The 18772-nt window shown below is 54.3% G+C and carries 16 protein-coding genes and 2 pseudogenes; 13 read left to right on the plus strand and 5 right to left on the minus strand.

All coding sequences use genetic code 11. The features are described from left to right. The first annotated feature begins 54 nt into the window (after positions 1-54). The 3 genes from ACIP6T_RS24095 to ACIP6T_RS24105 all read left to right on the plus strand — a co-directional run bounded on the left by ACIP6T_RS24095 (position 55) and on the right by ACIP6T_RS24105 (position 1493). Positions 55-213, plus strand: a complete 159-nt coding sequence (locus tag ACIP6T_RS24095; protein ID WP_400459662.1) for a hypothetical protein — start codon at positions 55-57, stop codon at positions 211-213. A 289-nt stretch (positions 214-502) separates the two neighbouring features. Then, entirely contained in the window at positions 503-955 is a 453-nt protein-coding gene (locus tag ACIP6T_RS24100) for a GNAT family N-acetyltransferase (RefSeq protein WP_400459665.1), read from the plus strand. A gap of 85 nt (positions 956-1040) precedes the next feature. Beyond that, positions 1041-1493: a GNAT family N-acetyltransferase gene (locus ACIP6T_RS24105; protein ID WP_400459668.1), complete on the plus strand. Its 453-nt coding sequence runs from the start codon at positions 1041-1043 to the stop codon at positions 1491-1493. Between the two features lie 353 nt (positions 1494-1846). Here ACIP6T_RS24105 and ACIP6T_RS24110 read toward each other — a convergent pair whose 3' ends face one another. Both ACIP6T_RS24110 and ACIP6T_RS24115 read right to left on the minus strand, forming a co-directional pair. Next, positions 1847-2632, minus strand: a complete 786-nt coding sequence (locus ACIP6T_RS24110; protein ID WP_097098410.1) for an SDR family oxidoreductase — start codon at positions 2630-2632, stop codon at positions 1847-1849. Positions 2633-2685: 53 nt separating this feature from the next. Further along, positions 2686-3582 carry a GntR family transcriptional regulator gene (locus tag ACIP6T_RS24115; protein ID WP_400459671.1) on the minus strand — a complete coding sequence of 299 codons (897 nt, stop codon included), beginning with the start codon at positions 3580-3582 and terminating at the stop codon, positions 2686-2688. Positions 3583-3815: 233 nt separating this feature from the next. Between ACIP6T_RS24115 and ACIP6T_RS24120 the strand changes: the two genes are divergently transcribed. The 7 genes and pseudogenes from ACIP6T_RS24120 to ACIP6T_RS24150 all read left to right on the plus strand — a co-directional run bounded on the left by ACIP6T_RS24120 (position 3816) and on the right by ACIP6T_RS24150 (position 10444). After that, entirely contained in the window at positions 3816-4586 is a 771-nt protein-coding gene (locus ACIP6T_RS24120; protein ID WP_320204567.1) for an ABC transporter substrate-binding protein, read from the plus strand. Positions 4587-4606: 20 nt separating this feature from the next. After that, the gene (locus ACIP6T_RS24125) at positions 4607-5341 is read left to right on the plus strand and encodes an amino acid ABC transporter permease (RefSeq protein ID WP_400459674.1); all 735 of its coding nucleotides are present in this window, start codon (positions 4607-4609) and stop codon (positions 5339-5341) included. Continuing rightward, complete coding sequence (locus ACIP6T_RS24130; RefSeq protein WP_097098414.1) at positions 5338-6084, plus strand: amino acid ABC transporter ATP-binding protein; 747 nt, start codon at positions 5338-5340, stop codon at positions 6082-6084. Before ACIP6T_RS24125 ends, ACIP6T_RS24130 begins: the two co-directional genes overlap by 4 nt. Positions 6085-6097: 13 nt before the next feature. Beyond that, positions 6098-7273 carry a M20 family metallopeptidase gene (locus ACIP6T_RS24135; protein ID WP_400459678.1) on the plus strand — a complete coding sequence of 392 codons (1176 nt, stop codon included), beginning with the start codon at positions 6098-6100 and terminating at the stop codon, positions 7271-7273. Next, positions 7270-8340: a mandelate racemase/muconate lactonizing enzyme family protein gene (locus tag ACIP6T_RS24140; RefSeq protein WP_400459680.1), complete on the plus strand. Its 1071-nt coding sequence runs from the start codon at positions 7270-7272 to the stop codon at positions 8338-8340. Before ACIP6T_RS24135 ends, ACIP6T_RS24140 begins: the two co-directional genes overlap by 4 nt. A gap of 2 nt (positions 8341-8342) precedes the next feature. Continuing rightward, positions 8343-9511: pseudogene (locus ACIP6T_RS24145) on the plus strand (M24 family metallopeptidase). A 9-nt stretch (positions 9512-9520) separates the two neighbouring features. After that, positions 9521-10444: a dihydrodipicolinate synthase family protein gene (locus ACIP6T_RS24150; RefSeq protein ID WP_097098418.1), complete on the plus strand. Its 924-nt coding sequence runs from the start codon at positions 9521-9523 to the stop codon at positions 10442-10444. Here ACIP6T_RS24150 and ACIP6T_RS24155 read toward each other — a convergent pair. After that, positions 10428-11450: a glutamine amidotransferase-related protein gene (locus ACIP6T_RS24155; protein WP_097098419.1), complete on the minus strand. Its 1023-nt coding sequence runs from the start codon at positions 11448-11450 to the stop codon at positions 10428-10430. The two genes, ACIP6T_RS24150 and ACIP6T_RS24155, sit on opposite strands and share 17 nt — an antisense overlap. Positions 11451-11518: 68 nt before the next feature. On the opposite strand from ACIP6T_RS24155, the gene ACIP6T_RS24160 reads away from it, so the two are divergent. Further along, positions 11519-12727 carry a pyridoxal phosphate-dependent aminotransferase gene (locus ACIP6T_RS24160; protein ID WP_097098420.1) on the plus strand — a complete coding sequence of 403 codons (1209 nt, stop codon included), beginning with the start codon at positions 11519-11521 and terminating at the stop codon, positions 12725-12727. A 628-nt stretch (positions 12728-13355) separates the two neighbouring features. Here the strand turns inward: ACIP6T_RS24160 and ACIP6T_RS24165 are convergent. After that, a complete protein-coding gene (locus tag ACIP6T_RS24165; RefSeq protein WP_320204558.1) occupies positions 13356-14114 on the minus strand; it encodes a hypothetical protein in 759 nt (252 codons plus the stop codon). Positions 14115-14387: 273 nt separating this feature from the next. Here ACIP6T_RS24165 and ACIP6T_RS24170 point away from each other — a divergent pair. Both ACIP6T_RS24170 and ACIP6T_RS24175 read left to right on the plus strand, forming a co-directional pair. Beyond that, positions 14388-14840, plus strand: a pseudogene (locus ACIP6T_RS24170) (GNAT family N-acetyltransferase). Positions 14841-15746: 906 nt separating this feature from the next. Further along, positions 15747-17732, plus strand: coding sequence for a ParB/RepB/Spo0J family partition protein (locus ACIP6T_RS24175; protein ID WP_400459684.1), 1986 nt, complete (start codon positions 15747-15749; stop codon positions 17730-17732). 254 nt (positions 17733-17986) lie between these two features. Here the strand turns inward: ACIP6T_RS24175 and ACIP6T_RS24180 are convergent, their stop codons facing one another. Then, on the minus strand, positions 17987-18538 hold the full coding sequence (locus ACIP6T_RS24180; protein WP_400459687.1) for a hypothetical protein: 552 nt from the start codon (positions 18536-18538) through the stop codon (positions 17987-17989). Between the last annotated feature and the right edge of the window lie 234 nt (positions 18539-18772).

An 18772-nucleotide genomic window follows, 5' to 3' on the forward strand; every position in this document is an offset into this window, starting at 1 on the left:
TTTTACGCTCGCTTATCCATTGTCGGCCGTGAACTGCAACAAAGGAGGGATATTATGAACATTTCCCAACTTAAAGCGCTTCAGCAGTTTTACGCTGATGCGCTTGAAAAGCACGCGACATTACGTGCACCGAGCAAGTTTCAGCTGGATTTACAGGCTATCTTGTTTGGTCACCACCATCGCGTGACAGAAATATTAGCTAAGTTGCTTTAAGCAGCTGCTATCTGTAGTTAAGGCTGCTTGTGCAGCCTTTTTTGATCACTCTCTTTTAATTCCCTCCCCAGTCTGGACACAACGGGTATTCTGTCCAACGCGGGTAGCCCGCCCGCTGTAGATACGCAGTCAGTAATGTTCGGTATCTCTACGTCAGCTATGAGCGAGGAACAGACATTGCGTCCCCGATAAAGCCAAGGATCAGGGTTGTCCCATTATTTGTTCCAATAGGGTGATTTTTCAGGCAGCATACTTTGTTTTGGTTTAACCTCCCTTTCAGGATATGACCATGATAACAGTAGAGAAATCAGATCCATTTTCTTCAGAGTCCCTTCGCCTAATCGAAATGCTGTCAGCTGAACTTGCCGCTATAACTGGTGATAATGGCAAAACCAACTTCACCATCGAAACTATGAACAATGACAAAGCATTATGGGTATTGGCAAAAAATGTACTTGGCGAGGCGATAGGATGCGGTGCAATCCGCCCATTAACACAAAATATAGCTGAGCTTAAAAGAATGTTTTCGGACCGAAGCGAGCCAGGCGTGGGGAGTGCATTACTTACTTTTCTGGAAACCTCCGCAAAGCAAATGGGATATCGAGAACTTAAGCTGGAGACCCGACATATCAACCTCCGGGCCGTCAATTTTTACGAGAAAAATGGATATGTTCGTATTGATAATTATGGCCCATACATAGGCAGAGAAGAAGCCGTCTGTTTCTCAAAGTCATTGTACTGATTGCATTTATCGGATCAAATTGTCGCTCCTTGCGCACAATCAACTTTGCGAGATGCTTAATACTTTAAATGCAAAGTGACTACTCATGAATATTCTTATCGAGAGCATTACCCCGGATAATAAAGGCTTTTGTACGTTAAAAGCAGAGAGCATGGCTGCTGGTTTTAACATGCTAAACAGACTGGAAGAAAACTGGCTGAACGGGCAAAACCGCTTTGATAAGGCAGGTGAGAACCTGTTAGGTTTTTTTGCCGATGGGCTACTTATTGGCGTGTGTGGATTAAACCAAGACCCCTACACCCCTTCGCCTCGGACTGGACGACTCCGTCATCTCTATGTAGGCATTGAATGGAGAAGAAGGCAGGTTGCCATTACTTTGCTCAGGGCAATACTGGAGGGTTCTGACCGCTGGTTTGATTTTATCAACACTAACGCGCCTCAATCAGCATTCATCTTCTATGAACGTGCTGGCTTTATCCCGCTAGTAGATGTCGATAAAGTTACCCACCGCCTGTATCTTACAGATATATATAGTTAATAACTGTCAATTTATTGATGGGCAATGATGTGACCAACGTCTGCTCCTGGCACAGAACGGACAGATACTCAGATACGTGTCCGCTATAAGCAGTCTGCGGACATTGCTAACATCGCAATGTATTAATTTTTTTCGGAAAAAATGCTTAACTGGCCCCCATTAACCTTTGTGTTAATGAGGGCCAGTTAAGTAAAGATTGAATCTTCAAGCCGATGTACATAAATGCGCGCACTACGAAAATCGAGCACGATCATCATAGGGCCACCATTTATGGCGATCGTAGAATGATTAACTGGCAGGCGGTTTGCCTATTTTTTCCTGCTTTAATGACTCTCTATACGCGCGTTATGATCTTAAACCGCGTCGATCATCCCACCATCAACCCGCATTATGCTGCCCGTGATATAACTGGCCTGCTGGCTGGCGAGGAAGGCGGCAGCAGCGCCGTACTCATGCGGAAGGCCATAGCGTCCAGCCGGAATACCCTGACGACTCTTCTCCGCAATGGCATCGGTGGTGCTGTTTTCGCGTTTAGCTTTGATGGCATCCAACTGGCTAACGCGATCGGTGGCAATACGTCCCGGCACCAGCACATTCACTGTGACGCCTTGCGCCGCCACTTCGTTGGCCAGCGTTTTGGACCAACCTAGCAGGCTCATGCGTAGCGCGTTGGACAAGGCCAGATTGGCAATCGGCGCAATCACGCCAGAGGACGTTGAGGTGATGATGCGGCCCCAGCCGCGTTCACGCATGCCCGGCAATACTTTGTCGGTTAACTGCATCAACGATGCCACCATCAATGAGAAATGTTGTTGCCAGACCGTACTGTCGGTGCCCGCTGCCGTGGCCGGGGGAGGGCCGCCCGAGTTATTCACCAGAATATCCACGTCACCCCAATGCTTGGTGATATCCGCTAAGACTGCCTCGAAGGTGTCGGGCTGCGCTAAATCCAACGGCCAGGCATGCGCTTTACCACCTGCGGACTGAATCATCGCCACAGTGGCGAGCAGCTTTTCCTGATTGCGACCGGTTATCGCGACTTTGACTCCCTCCTGTGCCAGTGACAACGCCATTGCCTGTCCTAAACCACTGCCAGCACCACACACCAATGCTACTCGACCACTAATTTGCAAATCCATCATGTTCTCCTGAATTGTATTTTCAGAGTCTGAATGTGCAAAATCGGTGCCGACTATGCACCTGCTTTGCGAATTTGCACCAGGTCGTAGGCACATTGCAAATGCGCACGCATCAAATCCGCCGCCTGCTGCGCTTTGTTATCGCGCAGTGCATCAAGAATGGCAACATGCTCTTCACACCACTCTTTTACCCGGCGCTTATTATGATAGCTGCCGAACTCCAGCAGGCGACGCAGGCGGTTTTGCTGCTGGATAGCCTGGAGCACGAACAGGTTACCGCTGGCTTCGGCCAGTAGCTCATGGAACGAGGCATCGGTTTCAAAGATCTCGCGGGCGGGCACCTGGGTGATATCCGCATGGGTGATTAAACGCAGGTGCTGCGCGCGCAGGCGTTTCAGCAAGGCGCGATCCACGCGCAGCTGCGGGCTGAGCAGAGCGGCGGGTTCAATCATCAGGCGGAAACCATAACTGTTGCGCAGCGCGACATCGCTGTTCAGCGTCTGCTGAAATCGCCAGCCATGCCCGGCGTTGCGGGCAATAAGTCCATCCTCTGACAGCTTCACCAACGCGCGCGTTAGCACGCCGCGATCCACCTCATATCGCAGGCTGATCTCGGTCTGGGTAAAGGATTCCGGCAACAGGCCAGCGATATGATCGCGTACCAGTAATTCATACAGCGTCTGGTCACTGCTCTGTGGTGGTTCAATCGCCAGCTGCTGCAGCTCCTCAACGCTCTTGAGCAGGTAGAAACCCTGATTGGGCCGGGCTTCCACCGCGCCGAGACGGGTTAACTCTTTCAGTCCGGCACGCACAGGCGTGCGGGAAACGCCTAGGGCATCGGCCAGATATTGCTCACGTAAATGATGACCTGGATCGAATCTTGCTTCGTATATTAGGTCAAGCAGTTGTCGTGCGATACGGCGACCGCTGGCAGAAGCGTCAGGCTGCATAGAAATGGGTTTCCTGAAGTGTATTATTGTGAACAAAACATACAATAACATACCGGTCAGGTTGCCGCGATATAAAGCAAACACTGCACAGAGACTGTGCATGATGCACCAGGAAGAGACGTTTTGTTGTATTTATAATTGTACTTTGTGACTCACAAAAACCAATTTTAAACGTTAGCCAGGAGAAATTTATGTTCAGCACTTCTATTAAAACACTACGCCTGTTGGGATGGATGTCGACGCTGGCGGTGATGCCTTTCGCCAGCCAGGCGGCTATCGGTGATGTGGCCCCCGGTAAACTCACCTATGGCACCGCCGCCACCTTTATGCCGTTCGAGTTCGTCAAAGACGGCAAGCTCACCGGTTTCGATATCGATCTGATTACTGCGCTCAGCAAGTCGCTGGAACTGCAACCCGCGCCGCTGCCGATGGAGTTTAAAGGGTTGATCCCGGCGCTTCAGGGCAAGCGCCTCGACATCATCAACTCCGCGATGTACGTCAACCCAACCCGTGCCGAGCAGGTGGATTTTGTGCCGTACCTGAAAATCGGCAGCCGAGTGGTGGTACGCAAGGGCAACCCGGCGGGGATCACCGGACGTGACCTGTCTCTGTGCGGCAAAAACATCGCGGTGACACTGGGCGGTATTGAGGAGAGCCAGGCGCGCGTGGACAACAAACACTGTGTCGATGCTAAGAAGCCCGCCATTAATGTGATGACATTCCCGGCCGCCACCGATTCTGCGGTGGCCGTGGCGCAGGGTCGCGCTGATGCGGAGTTCCTGTCTACGCCGGGCACGGTCGCGCTGTTTAGCGAAAAGCCAGGCGTATTTGAAGCAGCAGGCGAAGAGTTCGAAGCGGACACCCACATCGCTTTCGCGGTGCGTAAAGGCGATACCGAGACCAAAGCGCAGCTGGAGAAAGGGCTGCAAAAACTGGTGAAAGACGGCACCTATAAGCAACTGATTGAGAAATGGAACTTCCCGGACTCCGTTGCCATTTTCTAACCCGTTGACCGGAGAAAGCTATGTCGATCGATTTAATGTGGCAGTACCTCCTCTCACCTGAGTTCATCAAAGGTGCGTGGATGACGCTGTTAATTACCCTGTGTTCACTGTTGTGTGGCGTGGTGCTGGGGCTGGTGCTGGCGTTGTTGCAGGAAGCACCGTTCCGGGCGGGCAAGGCGCTGGCATTTTTCTATCTGTGGCTGTTTCGTGGCACGCCAGTGCTGTTCCAGATCATCTTTGTCTACAACGTGCTGCCAGGTTTCGGCCTGCGTTTCTCCGCGTTTACCTGTGCTGTGCTGGCGCTCTCACTGAATGAGGGCGCCTACATGGCGGAGATCCTGCGTTCAGGGCTGCAGGCGGTTAAAAGCGGCCAGCGGACGGCGGGGATGGCACTGGGCATGACCAATGCGCAGATCATGCGCAAGATAGTGTTGCCGCAGGCGGCGCGCATCGTGCTGCCGCCGATGGGCAACCAGATGATCAGTATGCTGAAGTCGAGCGCGCTGGTGTCGGTAATTGCCGTGCAGGAGCTCTTGCTGGTGGCCAACCAGACCGCCAGCGCGAGCTTCCGCTACTTTGAAGCGCTGTGCGCCGCCGGGATTTACTACCTGCTCCTCACCAGCCTGTTCATGATTTTCCAGTCATGGTTGGAGCGCGTGCTTGATCCTAAACAGCGCCGCAGCAAGCAGCAAAAAGCCCTGGCACGCAAAACCACGCCGGCGAAAACCGGCAAAACCGTTGGAGGTGTGTCATGAGCCATCAGACTAAACCCTTGCTGGAGATGATTGGTATCGACAAAACCTTCGGCAAACAACAGGTACTCAAAAACTGTTCGCTCAGCGTGCAGCGCGGTGAAACCGTGGTGCTGATTGGCCCCTCGGGATCGGGCAAATCGACCCTGCTGCGCTGCGTCAACATGCTGTCACCTGCCGATAGCGGCGATGTGTTCTTTACCCGCCAGAACATCACGCGCGGTGAAGTGCCGCCGCATCAGTTACGGCAGCGCATTGGCATGGTGTTCCAGAACTACGAGCTGTTCTCGCATCTCACCGCCGCGGAAAACATCATGCTGGCGCCGATGACGGTGCTGGGCATCAACCGCATTGAGGCACGCAAGCAGGCCGAAGCGCTGCTGGCAAAAGTGCACATCCACGAACGGGCCGATCACTTCCCCGATGAACTATCCGGCGGCCAGCAGCAGCGCGTGGCGATTGCTCGTGCGCTGGCGATGAAACCGGAACTGATGCTGTATGACGAACCCACTTCGGCGCTCGATCCCGAGATGATCCGCGAAGTGCTGGACGTGATGGCGGAACTCAGCGCCGAAGGCATGACCAGCATGGTGGTGACGCACGAAATGGGCTTCGCGCGCCGCGCAGCCAACCAGATTTTGTTTATGGAAGAGGGCGAGATTCTGGCGCGCGCCAGCGCCGATGATTTCTTTACCGGTCAGGTCAGCGAACGCGCCAGGCGCTTCCTCGACCAGATCCTTCATTAATTGCGGAGTGAATATGAGCCTTTATCAGGTAGACAGCGTGCGCATGAAGCGCGATTTAGCCGCGCTGGTGGCAATCAATACGGAAAACCCACCCGGCCAGGAGCGTGAAGCCGCCGAATGCGTGGCGGGCTGGTTGCGTGCTGTGGGTTTCGATTTGTCATTCAGCGAATACGCGCCGGGGCGCACCAACGTCATTGCGTTGTTGAAAAACGGTGCCGGTCCTTGTTTTGCCTTCAACACCCATCTCGACACTGTCCCGGCTGGCAGCAGCTGGAGCAGCGATGCCTTCACTCTGACCGAGCGCGACGGCAAGCTCTACGGACGCGGCGCGTGTGATGCTAAAGGGCCGCTGGTGGCGATGGTGGAAGCGCTGCGACTGCTGGCCGCCAACCGTCAGCACTGGTCTGGCACGCTAATGGGCGTGTTCACCGCAGATGAAGAGGTCGCGAGTGAGGGCGCGAAGTTCTACGTCAAAGACGCCCCGCCAGCGATTGATTTCGCGGTGATTGGTGAACCGACCTCCAACGCCACCTTCTCAGCGCACAAAGGCAGCCTGCGCCCGCGCGTCAAAGTTAAAGGAGTGACGGCGCACTCGGGTACTCCCGAACTCGGCGTTAACGCCATCTACCAGTCGGCCAAACTGTTGGGGCTGATTGAAGAAGCGCATCAGCAGCAGGTGCGATGCCGCTGCCACGCGATGGTGGGCAACGCCAGCCTGACGGTGACGCGTATCCACGGTGGTCACGCTGACAACGTGGTGCCAGACAGCTGCGAACTACTGCTCGATCGCCGCATGGTGCCCGGTGAAAGCGAAGAAGCGGTGAAAGCGGAACTACAAAAGTTGCTCGAGCACGCCAACGTATCGGCTGGGATTGAAGCGGAGATTGTTGCCTGGCAGGCCACCACCGGCGGCGCAACGGAAACCGACAGCAACGAAGCGATTGTGCAGCACAGCCTGGCGGCCTGCCGTCGTCATGGTCAGCCAGAAGCGGGGCCGTTTGGCTTCCAGGGCGGCTGCGATTTGGTGCACTTCTGTGCGCTGGGTGCCAAAGGCGTGGTGATTGGCCCTGGCAGCTTGGCGGTGGCGCACAAGCCTGATGAGTTTGTGCCGGTAGAAGAGTTTATTGCTGCGGCATCTATTTACCTCGACGTGGCGCTGGCAATGCTGCCGCTGGAGTCTGCGCTGTGAAGATCACCCTGTGGCGCGGCGAACTGCACTATGCGGGCGTCACCCTGCACACTGCCGCCTCCGGTGCCATAAACGCGCTGGATACGCTGTGGCTTCAACTGGACGACGCCATTGGCGAAGTGCGTCTGAACATCAGTTACCTGCACGGCTACAGCGCGAAGCAGGTGTTACAGGATGTCACCCGCGCGCTATCAGAGTGGAGCAGCAACGATGACGCCCAAACCTTATTAAACCGAACTGCCGCCGATGCCGGTCTGCTGGCACCGACGCGCATGCTGCTGGATATGGCGCTACACGATCTGCTGGCGAAAAGGGCAAAGCAATCTTTGGCGCAGTGGCTGGGAGCCGCACCTTGTGCTGCATCGTTCGCCACCAATCAAACCCTGTTCTGGGGCAGTGAAGCCCAGATGCTGCAACAGGCGCAAGGCTACGTAGAGCGTGGCTTTATCCAATTAAAACTGCGCACCGGCGTGGCGGATATCGCCACCGATCTGGCGCGGCTGCAACGGCTGCGCGCCGAGTTTGGAGCCGATATTTCCCTGGCGATAGACGTTAACGGCCAGTGGACGCTGGAGCAGGCACAGCACGCTTTCCCGACGCTGCGTGAACTCGATTTAAGCTACGTCGAGCAGCCGCTGGCGGTGAGCGATGACGCGCAACTCGGCCAGCTCTCTACCTTCGGTGTGCCAATCATGCTGGATGAGAGCCTCAACAGTGCGGCGGCGATTGACCGCTTAATTGCGGCGGACGGGGCGCTGTGGGGCCACCTCAAGCTGGTCAAACTGGGTGGTATTGCACCGACGCTGGCGGCTGCGCGTCATCTGCAGGCCGCTGGCGTGCCCTTCATGATCGGCCAGATGAACGAAGGCCACGCGGCGACGGCGGCGGCACTGCAACTGTGTCGCGTGCTGCAACCGGAGTATGCCGAACTCTATGGCGCCGATGGCCTGACAGATGATCCCGTCAGCGGTTTGCACTATCAACACGGCAGCGTGCAAGTAACGGATTCTTACGGCCTGGGCGTGCAGTTCGATGCCACCCGCGCCACTTTCCTCAAGGAGTTTTAGTGATGCAACAGCTCAATAATGTGATTCAGGGCAGCGAATCTGCTTTTGCTGCAGAAGAGTACGCCAGCCGCATCCAGCGCACGCGCGAACGCTTAAACGCGGCCGGTGTGGACGTGATGATTGTCACCGGGCCAGAAAATATTTTCTGGTTAACCGGCCAGCAAACCCCCGGTTATTACACCTTCCAGGCGCTGCTGCTGCCGGTAGAAGGGGAGCCGGTGTTTGTGATCCGCCAGCTCGAATATTTCAACTTTATCGCCAACACCTTTATCTCCGACGCGGCCATTTATCAGGATGGCGATAACCCGGTGGACTTCCTGTTCGCCGTGTTGCAACAGCGCGGCTGGCTCAATAAACGAATCGGGCTGGATAAACGCGGCTGGTTCCTGCCGATTGCGGTGTATGAGGCGCTGCAAATCAAGCTCGGCACCATCGCGGATACCGCGGGAGTGATCGAACCGCTGCGCGCCATCAAGTCGGCGGTGGAGGTGGAAAAAATTGCCACGGCGGCACGCTATGTTGATGCGGGTATGGAGGCCGGAATGGCGGCGGTACGCGCGGGGGCGGATGAGAACGCCCTGGTCTCGGCGATGATGGGCGCGGCGATTGCCGCCGGTTCTGAGTATGTCGGGATGGAGCCGCTGGTCTCCAGTGGCCCGCGCAGCGGCGTGCGCACGGCACCTGGCGTCGTAGGGTGATCAAAGATAACGATCCGGTGTTCCTCGAAATGGCCGCAGCGCACGATCGCTACCATGCGGCGCTGATGCGCTCGGCGTGGATTGGCCGCCCACCGGCTATCGCGCTGGAGATGGAGAAAGTGTGCCAGGAAGCCCTGCAGGCGGCACTGGATGCGATTCGTCCGGGCGCGACCTGTGCCGATCCGCACATCGCCTGTCAGAAAGTGATCGATCGCGCGGGCTTTACCGACAACTTCAAAAAGCGTACCGGCTACTCGATCGGCGTCTCGTTCGCGCCGGACTGGGGCGAAGGCGGCCTTCTCAGCCTGTACAGCGGCGTCACCACTGAACTCCAGCCAGGGATGACCTTTCATATTCCCCCGGCGCTGCGCATCTACGGTGAATTCACCGTGGGCGTGAGCGAAACCGTGGTGGTGACTGAATCCGGCTACCGTCAGCTCGGCTCGCTGGCGCGTCCATTAACTCTGCTGTAAGGAACTGTTATGAAAGATATTATCGAATGTCGTGAACGCCTGCGTGGCATTTTCAACATCACCGTCACGCCCTTTACCCCCGCGGGCGGGATCGATTTTCCTGCGCTGCGTGAAAACATTGAGCGCGTCATTGGCCTGGGTTATGACGGCCTGTTGATTGGTGGCACCTACGGAGAATTCCCGGTGATGTCACTGGCGGAACGCCGTGAACTCTTTGCCAACGTGATGGAATGCGTACAGGACCGCGTGGCGGTGATGCTGTGTAGCGCGGCGTCGGACCCGCGTGAAGCGCGTGAACTGACTGAAATGGCAGGAGAGTTGGGTGGTCTGCCGATGGTCACCGCGCCGTTTGTCAGTGAAATCACTGACGAGCAAATTTTCAGCTATTTCCAGGAGGTGGCACCGTTGTCGCGTACCGGGATTCTGGTTTACAACGCGCCGGGCATCGGTATCACACTGTCGCCTGCGTTGCTGGAGCGTCTGGCCGATATTCCTGGCGTGGTCGGTATCAAACAGGGTGATTTGAACCCCACGGCGATTGACCAGATTGCTAACCGCCTGCGCGGCAAGCTGCGTCTGTTCTGCGCTTCGGACCTCGCTTTCCTCGGGCCGATGATGGCCGGATTCGACGGCATCAGCACCACCAACAGCGGAGCGCTGCCAGAGCTGGTATTGGCCACCTTCCGGGCGCTGGAAAAGGGTGATGCGGCTACAGCGCGTGACCTGCATCAGCTGTGGTTTGATTACCGCACCCTGGCGCGTCAGCACGGTCAACCCCAGCTGGTGAAGGCGGCGATGGCGCTGCGAGGCTTTAACGGCGGCACGGTGCGCGCCCCGTTGAAACCGATCTCAGAATCGGCACTGGCGGCGCTGACCAGCGTGATGCACAAGCTGGCCAGCGACAGCCGCACCGGCGTTATGCTGTCACGTTAATCACCGCTTGCAGGAAGGCGGTGAACAACGGGTGTGGGGCATCAGGACGTGACATCAGTTCGGGATGACCCTGCACCCCCAGCCAGAAGGGATGCGAGGCGCTGCGAATCGCTTCGACGATAGCGTCGGTTTGCACCGTTACGTCAATGCCGCCCGCTTGCAGTTGCGGCAGTAGGCGCGGATTAAAGCAGTAGCGATGGTTATAAGGCATGCGGTCATAAGGTGCGGCAGCCGGATAGGCAAACAGGCCGCAGCGGTGGCGCAGATCGTCAAAGCGCACAAAGCTGTGCAGCGGCGCGTCAGGTGCCACCTCGGCGAGCATGGCGTTTTCATAGCCAGTGGCTTGTTGCACCACTGCCGTACACATGCTCTGCATGCCAAGACACAATCCGAGTGTTGGGATGTCACGCTGCAGCGTGGCTTTGGCCACCGCGATTTGCCCGAGCACCGCAGCCATCGACGAACCGCCTGGCAGCACCACGCCGTGCAGACCGTCCAGCTCATGCAGATCTGCGCAGAGTTCAGCAGGAGGCAGTAAGCAGACATCCAGCGCGACCCCTAGCTGCCGCGCCCCCGCTTGCAGTGACATCAGGTTCGCCGGGTAGCTGTCGCGCTGATCGCGCTCGCGCCCCATCAGACCGATGCGCAGCGTGCGCTCACCCGTGGCTGCGGTCTCCCGAAACAAAGGCAGATCGCGACTAAAGCGGCGATCTCCTTTGAGGTTGGCGATACGTGATGCATCGGCGGCTGCCAGCACGATCACCGCGTCTTGCAAAGGCAGCTGACTGACATCAGTGACTTCATGTTGCAGTGTATCGCTGAGGAACAGGCCGCTGGTGACGCAGTAGCCCGCCGCCGCCACGTGCTGATGGCTGTCGGGATACTCGTCACTGAAGTTGGGGCGTAGGCTCCATAACGGCAGCGACTGTTGATTCGCCAACAGGCTGGCGGCGACACCGAACTGCGCCGGGTTGTGGGCATCATCAAGAATGAAGAGAAGTGACACAGTAAATTTCCTGTTGTTGTTGGGTGGTTACTTGTATTAGTTGAAACAATATATACAAAAGAGGATTTATGAACAGTCAGCAACTGGCCCGACGTATGCAGCGTGTCCGCCCGTCGCCCACCGCCACCATTTCCGACCAGGTGCGCGCCCTGGAAGCGGCAGGCAATGCAGTGATTAACCTGGGAGAAGGGGAACTGGATTTTGCCACGCCCGCCAATATCAGCTACGCCGGGATTGCCGCCATCGTGCAGCAGCAAACCAAATACACCGCAGTCTCAGGTACCAGCGAACTGAAACAGGCGATTTCCAATAAGTTTGCGCGTGATAATCAGCTCAGTTTTAACCCGCAGGAGATCATTGCGGGCAGCGGAGCCAAGCAGTTGATTTTCAACGCGCTGCTCGCCACGCTGGATGCCGGACAGGAAGTGATCATCCCCGCGCCGTACTGGGTTTCCTATCCCGATATGGTGACGCTGGCTGAAGGGGAGCCGGTAATTGTGCCGTGCCATGAGCAGCAGGGCTGGAAGTTGCAACCTCAAGACTTAGCTGCAGCACTGACGCCCGCCACTCGTTGGGTGATCCTCAACTCGCCCGGCAATCCTACCGGGGCCGTCTACAGCGCACAGGAGTTACAAGCGCTGGCCAATGTGCTGTCCGGACATCCTCAGGTGCTGATTATGGCGGATGATATCTACGAACCGCTGCGTTATGACAACACACCGTTCAGCACCTTCGCGCAGGTGGCACCGCAGCTTGCCGACCGCACCTTGACTATCAACGGCGTCTCCAAAAGTCACGCCATGACCGGCTGGCGACTGGGTTACGCGGCGGGTCCGGCATGGCTGATCAATGCCATGCAAATCTTACAATCGCAGAGCACCTCAAACCCGAGCAGCATTTCGCAGGCGGCAGCGGTGGTGGCGTTGCAGCAGCCCGCAACATTTTTGGCGGAGTGGATTGCGGTGCTCGATCGCCGTCGCCAGCAGGTACTGGAGACTATCGCCGCCAGCAATGGCTTGAGCGCTAGCGCACCGCAAGGGGCATTTTATATCTTTGCCAACTGCACCGCGCTGATTGGCCGCAGCACGCCTCAAGGTGAAGTGTTGGCCAATGATAAAGCCGTCGCCAGCTGGCTGTTGCAGGATGCCCAGGTGGCGCTACTGCACGGTTCAGCGTTTGGCACACCGGGTTATCTGCGTATTGCTTATGCGGTGGAGGATGGTCTGCTGAGAGAGGCGTGCCAGCGCTTAAAAGCCTCTTTATCGAAGTTATCGTAGCGTTCTCGTAGGGGCAGCCTTCGGGCCGCCCCTTGCCGCCGATCACTAATCATATCGCCTGTGGTCAGCCCCTACCCGCGCAAAATTCTATTATGCGGTTGCACCGGAACCCACAGTAACAGAGCTTTTTCGCGCCAATAATCCGGAGGAAACTGCGGGGGAGCAGCGATGTCTCAATGGCGTGCCAATGAAACGATTTGGTTAGCCGGATGAGATTGCGGCAACTATCGCAGTTCTTATGTCTGAGGATGCGGCGTTGATTACAGCTCAGACGCTATATATGTGGATGGCGGTGCATTAAGAGGAAACTGAATTTTCTGAACAGGCAAATAATGAAGGGGGGCTTTATTTGCCCCTCAACAGTACCTGTGAGTTTTCTAAATGAATGTCTCCTAATGGCACGAAGCGGTAAGGTCCGCTATGAGCAATAAGCGGACATTCGTAATTGAGTCGCCATGGATCTTGCTAACCATACCGTGTATATCTACTGGGAACAGGTGATATTTAACAAATTGTGCATTTTAGTACTCATGCTTTGGTTTAATGAACATATTATAATAAATCGCCGTCAGAGTGTTAGGTATGCAGAACAGGATCAGTATTGATGATTAGCGAATCGGTAGAGGGACTAGGTACAATCATCTTTTTTCTGAGTAGACATTTTTAATGGCGGGCCTAGCCACCTAGCGATTAACCAGTCATGATGCAGATGCCCATCTTTTGAAAAAAGATCCTTTCCCTGTGATAGTTTGAAGTTGAAGGTATGTTTATCACTGTTTTCGCCAGTAAAAAGGTTGGCAACAACTTCAGTGTGGGCGCCATAATAGTTTTCAAAAATCTTATTAAGGTAGTCAACATAAAATGTTTCATGTATCCCAATAGGATCGTCTAAGAATAAATGTATCTGACTTACAGGAAGGAGATCCATAAGGTTGTGCAAATTTTCAAGCCGGATTGCACCGCCTATCTCAATTTCTACGGTATCGCCAGGTCTAATAGCCAGTGGAGTATTCACGTTAGCATCTGCACCGAATACACATTTCCCTTGTGAACCAGCTTTACCTTTCCCTGAATACATACCGCCCACTATGTCTGCATCGGCGCTAATTAACATAAGCGGCTCCTTGCCATAGTTCCTGACAGTTAGAATAAGAAAAGCATCATCAACGGAATGTCTCACTAAAGGCGATATTCTGAAAGGTTGAAGGCGAGCGTTGATAACTTTTAGCGGTTCAGGACGGAATACATTAGATATCATGCTCCAGCTATCATGTATAGCGTTAATGCCAGTTGCAATCGCAACTGTAACTACCGCGCTAGGAACAACATATTTAATCCACTTTGTTTTGAAAAAATAAAGTAGATTGTTAGAAAAATTATTACGCAAAAATTTTTCCTTAACTTGCATTTCTAAATAGCATATCTACATGGTCTCATACACGCTAAAAAAATAAAATATTAATCGCCCCTGATTCCTGGAGGACCAAAATCATGAGCGAAAACCTTAAGTCAGACCTGAAGACAGCTCCTATTGTTTGCAACGTCCGCTTCTTGCACAGAGCGGACATTGATGGCATTAGATGTATGAGAGTGCCATTGTCATACTGGACACAATCGTCATTCTGTCCAGACTATGCAGATTGAAATCACTGGAAGAATCATGGACATCCCACTAACAAACGTCACCCCGGACAACCCAGGATTTGCAGAGTTAAGATCGCAGAGGATGGCTGAAGGATTTAACATGTTACGCCGACTGGAAGATAACTGGCTTAGCGGACAGAACCGCTTTGATAAACCCGGAGAAAAACTAATTGGGGCTTCTGTAGATGGATTAATAGTTGGCGTTTGTGGACTCAACATCGACCCATTTACGCTAAAAACTGGCATCGGACGTCTGCGACATCTCTATGTAGACTCAGGATGGAGAAAAAGGCAGGTTGGTAGTGTCCTGCTCAGTGAGATACTTAAGGATTCTGGCCACTGACTTGATTTTATCAACACAAACGCGCCTCCATCGGCATTCACTTTCTATGAACGAGCTGGTTTTGTTGCTTTAACTGGCGTAGAAAAAGTCACGCACCATCTATGCCTCAGAGACTCAGTGCGTTGATACAGTCACGTCCTGAATAGACCGCATATTCTGTCCAGTGAACCACTTTTCAGGAACGTCTGCCGAGATACAGCCCTGACCTAACCAAACCGAACCACTTTCAGGAAAATCAGAACCAATACAGTTAATTCTGTGCATCCCTGGACAAACTGCGTTTCTGACCAGGAATGCAGAACGGAAACTGAAACATCTTCAATAAATCAAAGGGACTGACTGGCAGCTTTGAGCGAGAAGCGAATATGGGAGTTTGAGTGGTGTTTGACCATCAATCTCATCACATTCATGACCTACACCCCGTTCATTAACACACCGCGATCTTAGTAATGTCTTCATAAGCCATATGATGACATCCTCATGACGCACCTCCCGCTTGCAGCAGCCGTTCCGGCTGCGCCGCGGTCGCGCCGTGTCCGGCGCTCTCACCATCCCGGCTATAACACCAACTGCGATCGCCGGGATGTAAGGCGCAATGCCGTTTCGCGCTGCCGCGCTTCCCGCCATTGCGACGACCCCTGCCGAATTATTCCCGGATCCATTTCACCGTTTAAGTACCTCTCGTCGGGGCTGATACAAGCACAACCCGCTTTGCTGTCCATGGGACGGCAGGCCTTTCGCAGCAAATATTTCCCGGCCATTCCGCAGGCTCCATTAGACCGGAAAATTTTTCCCGCTCACCCCCGGACATCTGCACCGGGCCATGCTCGTTTACGCCCTCGCGGCGAAGGTTCTCAAACGGGTGAAGGTCATACCAAGGGAACAGTCAGGCAGGTTCCGCAAAAACGTCAACACCGCGGCTCCCGTAACTCAACGGGTGATGGGCTAAAAGGCAAGGGCAGTAATCAGGTGCCCTGTATGAGCGCTAACTTCGCAGGGCAGGCAGTCATCAATAAATAAGGGATATCAGCAATGTCAGCAGCCGATGTTAAAACAGTGAACGATAAGAAAGCCACCGTTAAGAAAACCAGCGCAGCGGAGAAAGCCGCACTAAAACTCGCTCTCGATGCAGCAGGAATGGAATTTGTTCCGCTGTCCGATCTTGTTAAATCTCCGCTTAACGCACGTACGCTCCCATATCCGGTTGAAAGCGTTCGTGGGCTGGCCAACACCATTGAAGCCATCGGTCTGCTGCACAACCTGGTGGTACATACTCTTCCTGACGGGAAATCCGGCGTAGCAGCTGGCGGTCGCCGCCTGACCGCGATGCAGCTGCTGTGCAGTGAGCAGCGCCTGAGCGAGGACCATCCCGTTGCAGTTAAGCGTGTTTCTGAGGAACTGGCGCTGATTGCCACGGTGGCGGAAAACGAGCAGCGCGTGGCAATGCATCCTGCTGAACAGATCCACGGTTTCAGTAAGCTGGCAGCCCAGGGTAATACCGCATCACAAATCGGTGCAGAACTTGGTTTCAGTGCCCGCCATGTTCAGCGCATGCTTAAGCTGACCAATCTGGCACCCTCACTGCTTACACTGCTGGCAGAAGACAAGCTTAATGTTGAGCAATGTCAGGCTCTTTGCCTTGAAGACGATCAGGTTCGCCAGGTTGAGGTATTTGAGAGTGTATGTGCCAGCTGGTCACATGCTCCCGCTCACGCACTCAAAACGCGCATCATTGATACGGAAATCAGCCTTACCAGCCCGCTTTTTGAGTTCGTTGGTCGTGAGGATTATGAAGTGGCAGGCGGCGTGGTGCGTGAAGATCTTTTCAGTCAGCAGGAAGGCGAGGGTACGGCTGAACGTGCACTGACTGAGCGCCTTGCTCTGGAAAAGCTCAGTAATGCCGCGCGTGAAATTGAACAGCGCGAAGGCTGGGCGTGGAGTATGGGGCGTTTATTAGAGGTCAGTCATTACGGTGAAGATGGCAAGACTTACGTTATTGCTGACGAACCTGAATCAGCCTACACCAAAGAAGAATCTGCACGACTCGATGAGCTGCAGGATAAATACAACGAAATTAATGAGCCGGGCCCAGAACTGGATGCCGTCGAAGCTGAAATTAATGCAATTGAACAGGCCGCAGGAGCCCGGGCATGGACTGATGAAATGAAAATTAATGCGGGTGTAGTGGTCAGTCTCCAGTATGGCGAAATTACCGTTCAGCGCGGCATACGCCGTAAAGCTGACCTGACTGAAACCCCAGAAACTGAAATGTCTGGCAGCATCTTCGGTCATCGCGATCCGGACGTAGCTGAAGGCGTGAGCCTGCCTCAGCTAACAAAAATGTCCTCAGAGCGGACACTTGCCGTACAGGCAGCGCTGATGCAGCAGCCTGAAAAAGCCGTGGCGCTCATGGTCTGGCGTCTGTGTTCACAAGTCTTCTCTCGTAGTTGGGGGATTCAGCATCCATTCAGCATAAACATAACCGTATCTCATTCATCACTTACTGCTGATGCGCCGACAGGAAAAGATGGCGCGGCATTTATTGCGCTAATGCAGGAGAGAGCTCGCCTCGAGGCGCTACTTCCGGAAGGGTGGGAGCAGGACTTCACCACGTTCTTCGCCCTTGAGGGCGGCGTGTTGATGTCACTGATGGCCTACTGCACCGCCTGCTCTGTGAACGGTGTTCAAACCCGCGAATGCCAGCGCACTTCAACCAGCAAGCTGAATACGCTGGAAACCGCTATTGGTTTCCATCTGCGTGACTGGTGGCATCCGACTCGTAAAAACTTCTTCGCAGACATGAAGCACGCGCAGATAGTTGCGGTGCTTAAAGATGCTGGCCTGACTGGCGCTGCTTCTGATGCTGAAAAAATGAAGAAGGGAGATGCTGCTGATCTCGCTGAGGCTCATTTCCAGAATACCCGATGGGTACCTGACTGGATGAAAGCCCCTGAGCAAAAAACGACTGTGCTGGCAGATATCACACCTGACACTGATGGGCCCGCGCACGCGGCCTGACAAGGAGTGCCGCCCTGCGGGGCGGCAGAAAGGACACAATGATGAATCAGAACATCATATGGTGCGATGGTCAGCTGCAGGAGACACTGGATGTTGGTTATCCACAGAAACGGGGGATAAAGGTGTGGGTAATGGACAGAAACATCTGAACGTCCAGTGTGGCGCAGGGATTAAACGAGGGGCGTAAAAAGGGTCACAGTCGCTCCCAGTAATATTTATGATACTGCGGGAAAGCGACTGTGGTACGCAAAGTTCTACTCATTTCCCCAGGTATGCCGACAGATTCTGGTGCTATCCCAGCTGGGCTGGGCAGGTTGGGGAAATTCGCTGATGACTTTCTGTGGATCGGTATTACTGGTAATCACATAATCATTCGGGATTTCGTGTACGCCGCGATCAACAGCAAAATAATAACGTTTTCCTGACTGAGGTATAAAAGGCAGCTTCTTTATGACCTGTACAGTGGAAAAGGGGCCTAAAGGGTAAAATTGTTTTTTGGTGGTATAGATCTGTTGAACGGCTAAAAGTTTACCGGGCTGAATCTTGAGGGTGAAAATTCTTCTGCTCGAGTCAAACATATTGGGCCTGACTGTGTAGCTCTCAATTCTGTCGTAGCATTCTCCTTTATTTTCATAATAAAGAAGGGTAACAATTCCGGCTACTTCCTCCTGTTGAATGACCAGGGTAGCAGCATCTGAACCGGTGTAATCTTTGTGCTGTCGCGGCAACAGGTTTGAGCATCCTGAAAGGATTAAGGCTGAAGTAAGAACAGCCAGGGATAGTGAATTGTTAAAAAATGACGGCATGTCTGTTATCTCCCTAAAGTTGACGTCAGCTGTTATCGGCAGACAACCAGAAATCCTTTATCTCCAGGTTTTAAAAGAAGCAGACCAGCGTAACGATATGGCCCCCTCCGGCTTCCCGGCAAGCCGGGGCGTCGAGCCCGACTACGCTAACCGGCAAAGCCGGTTAGCTCCGCCGAACCGCCCGTGGCGTTTCGGGCCTGGCGGCTAGGGTCTGATGGCAACGGCCAAATCAAC

Origin of the sequence: Pantoea sp. NPDC088449, from assembly GCF_044753225.1 — a bacterium.
Lineage (GTDB): Bacteria > Pseudomonadota > Gammaproteobacteria > Enterobacterales > Enterobacteriaceae > Pantoea > Pantoea floridensis.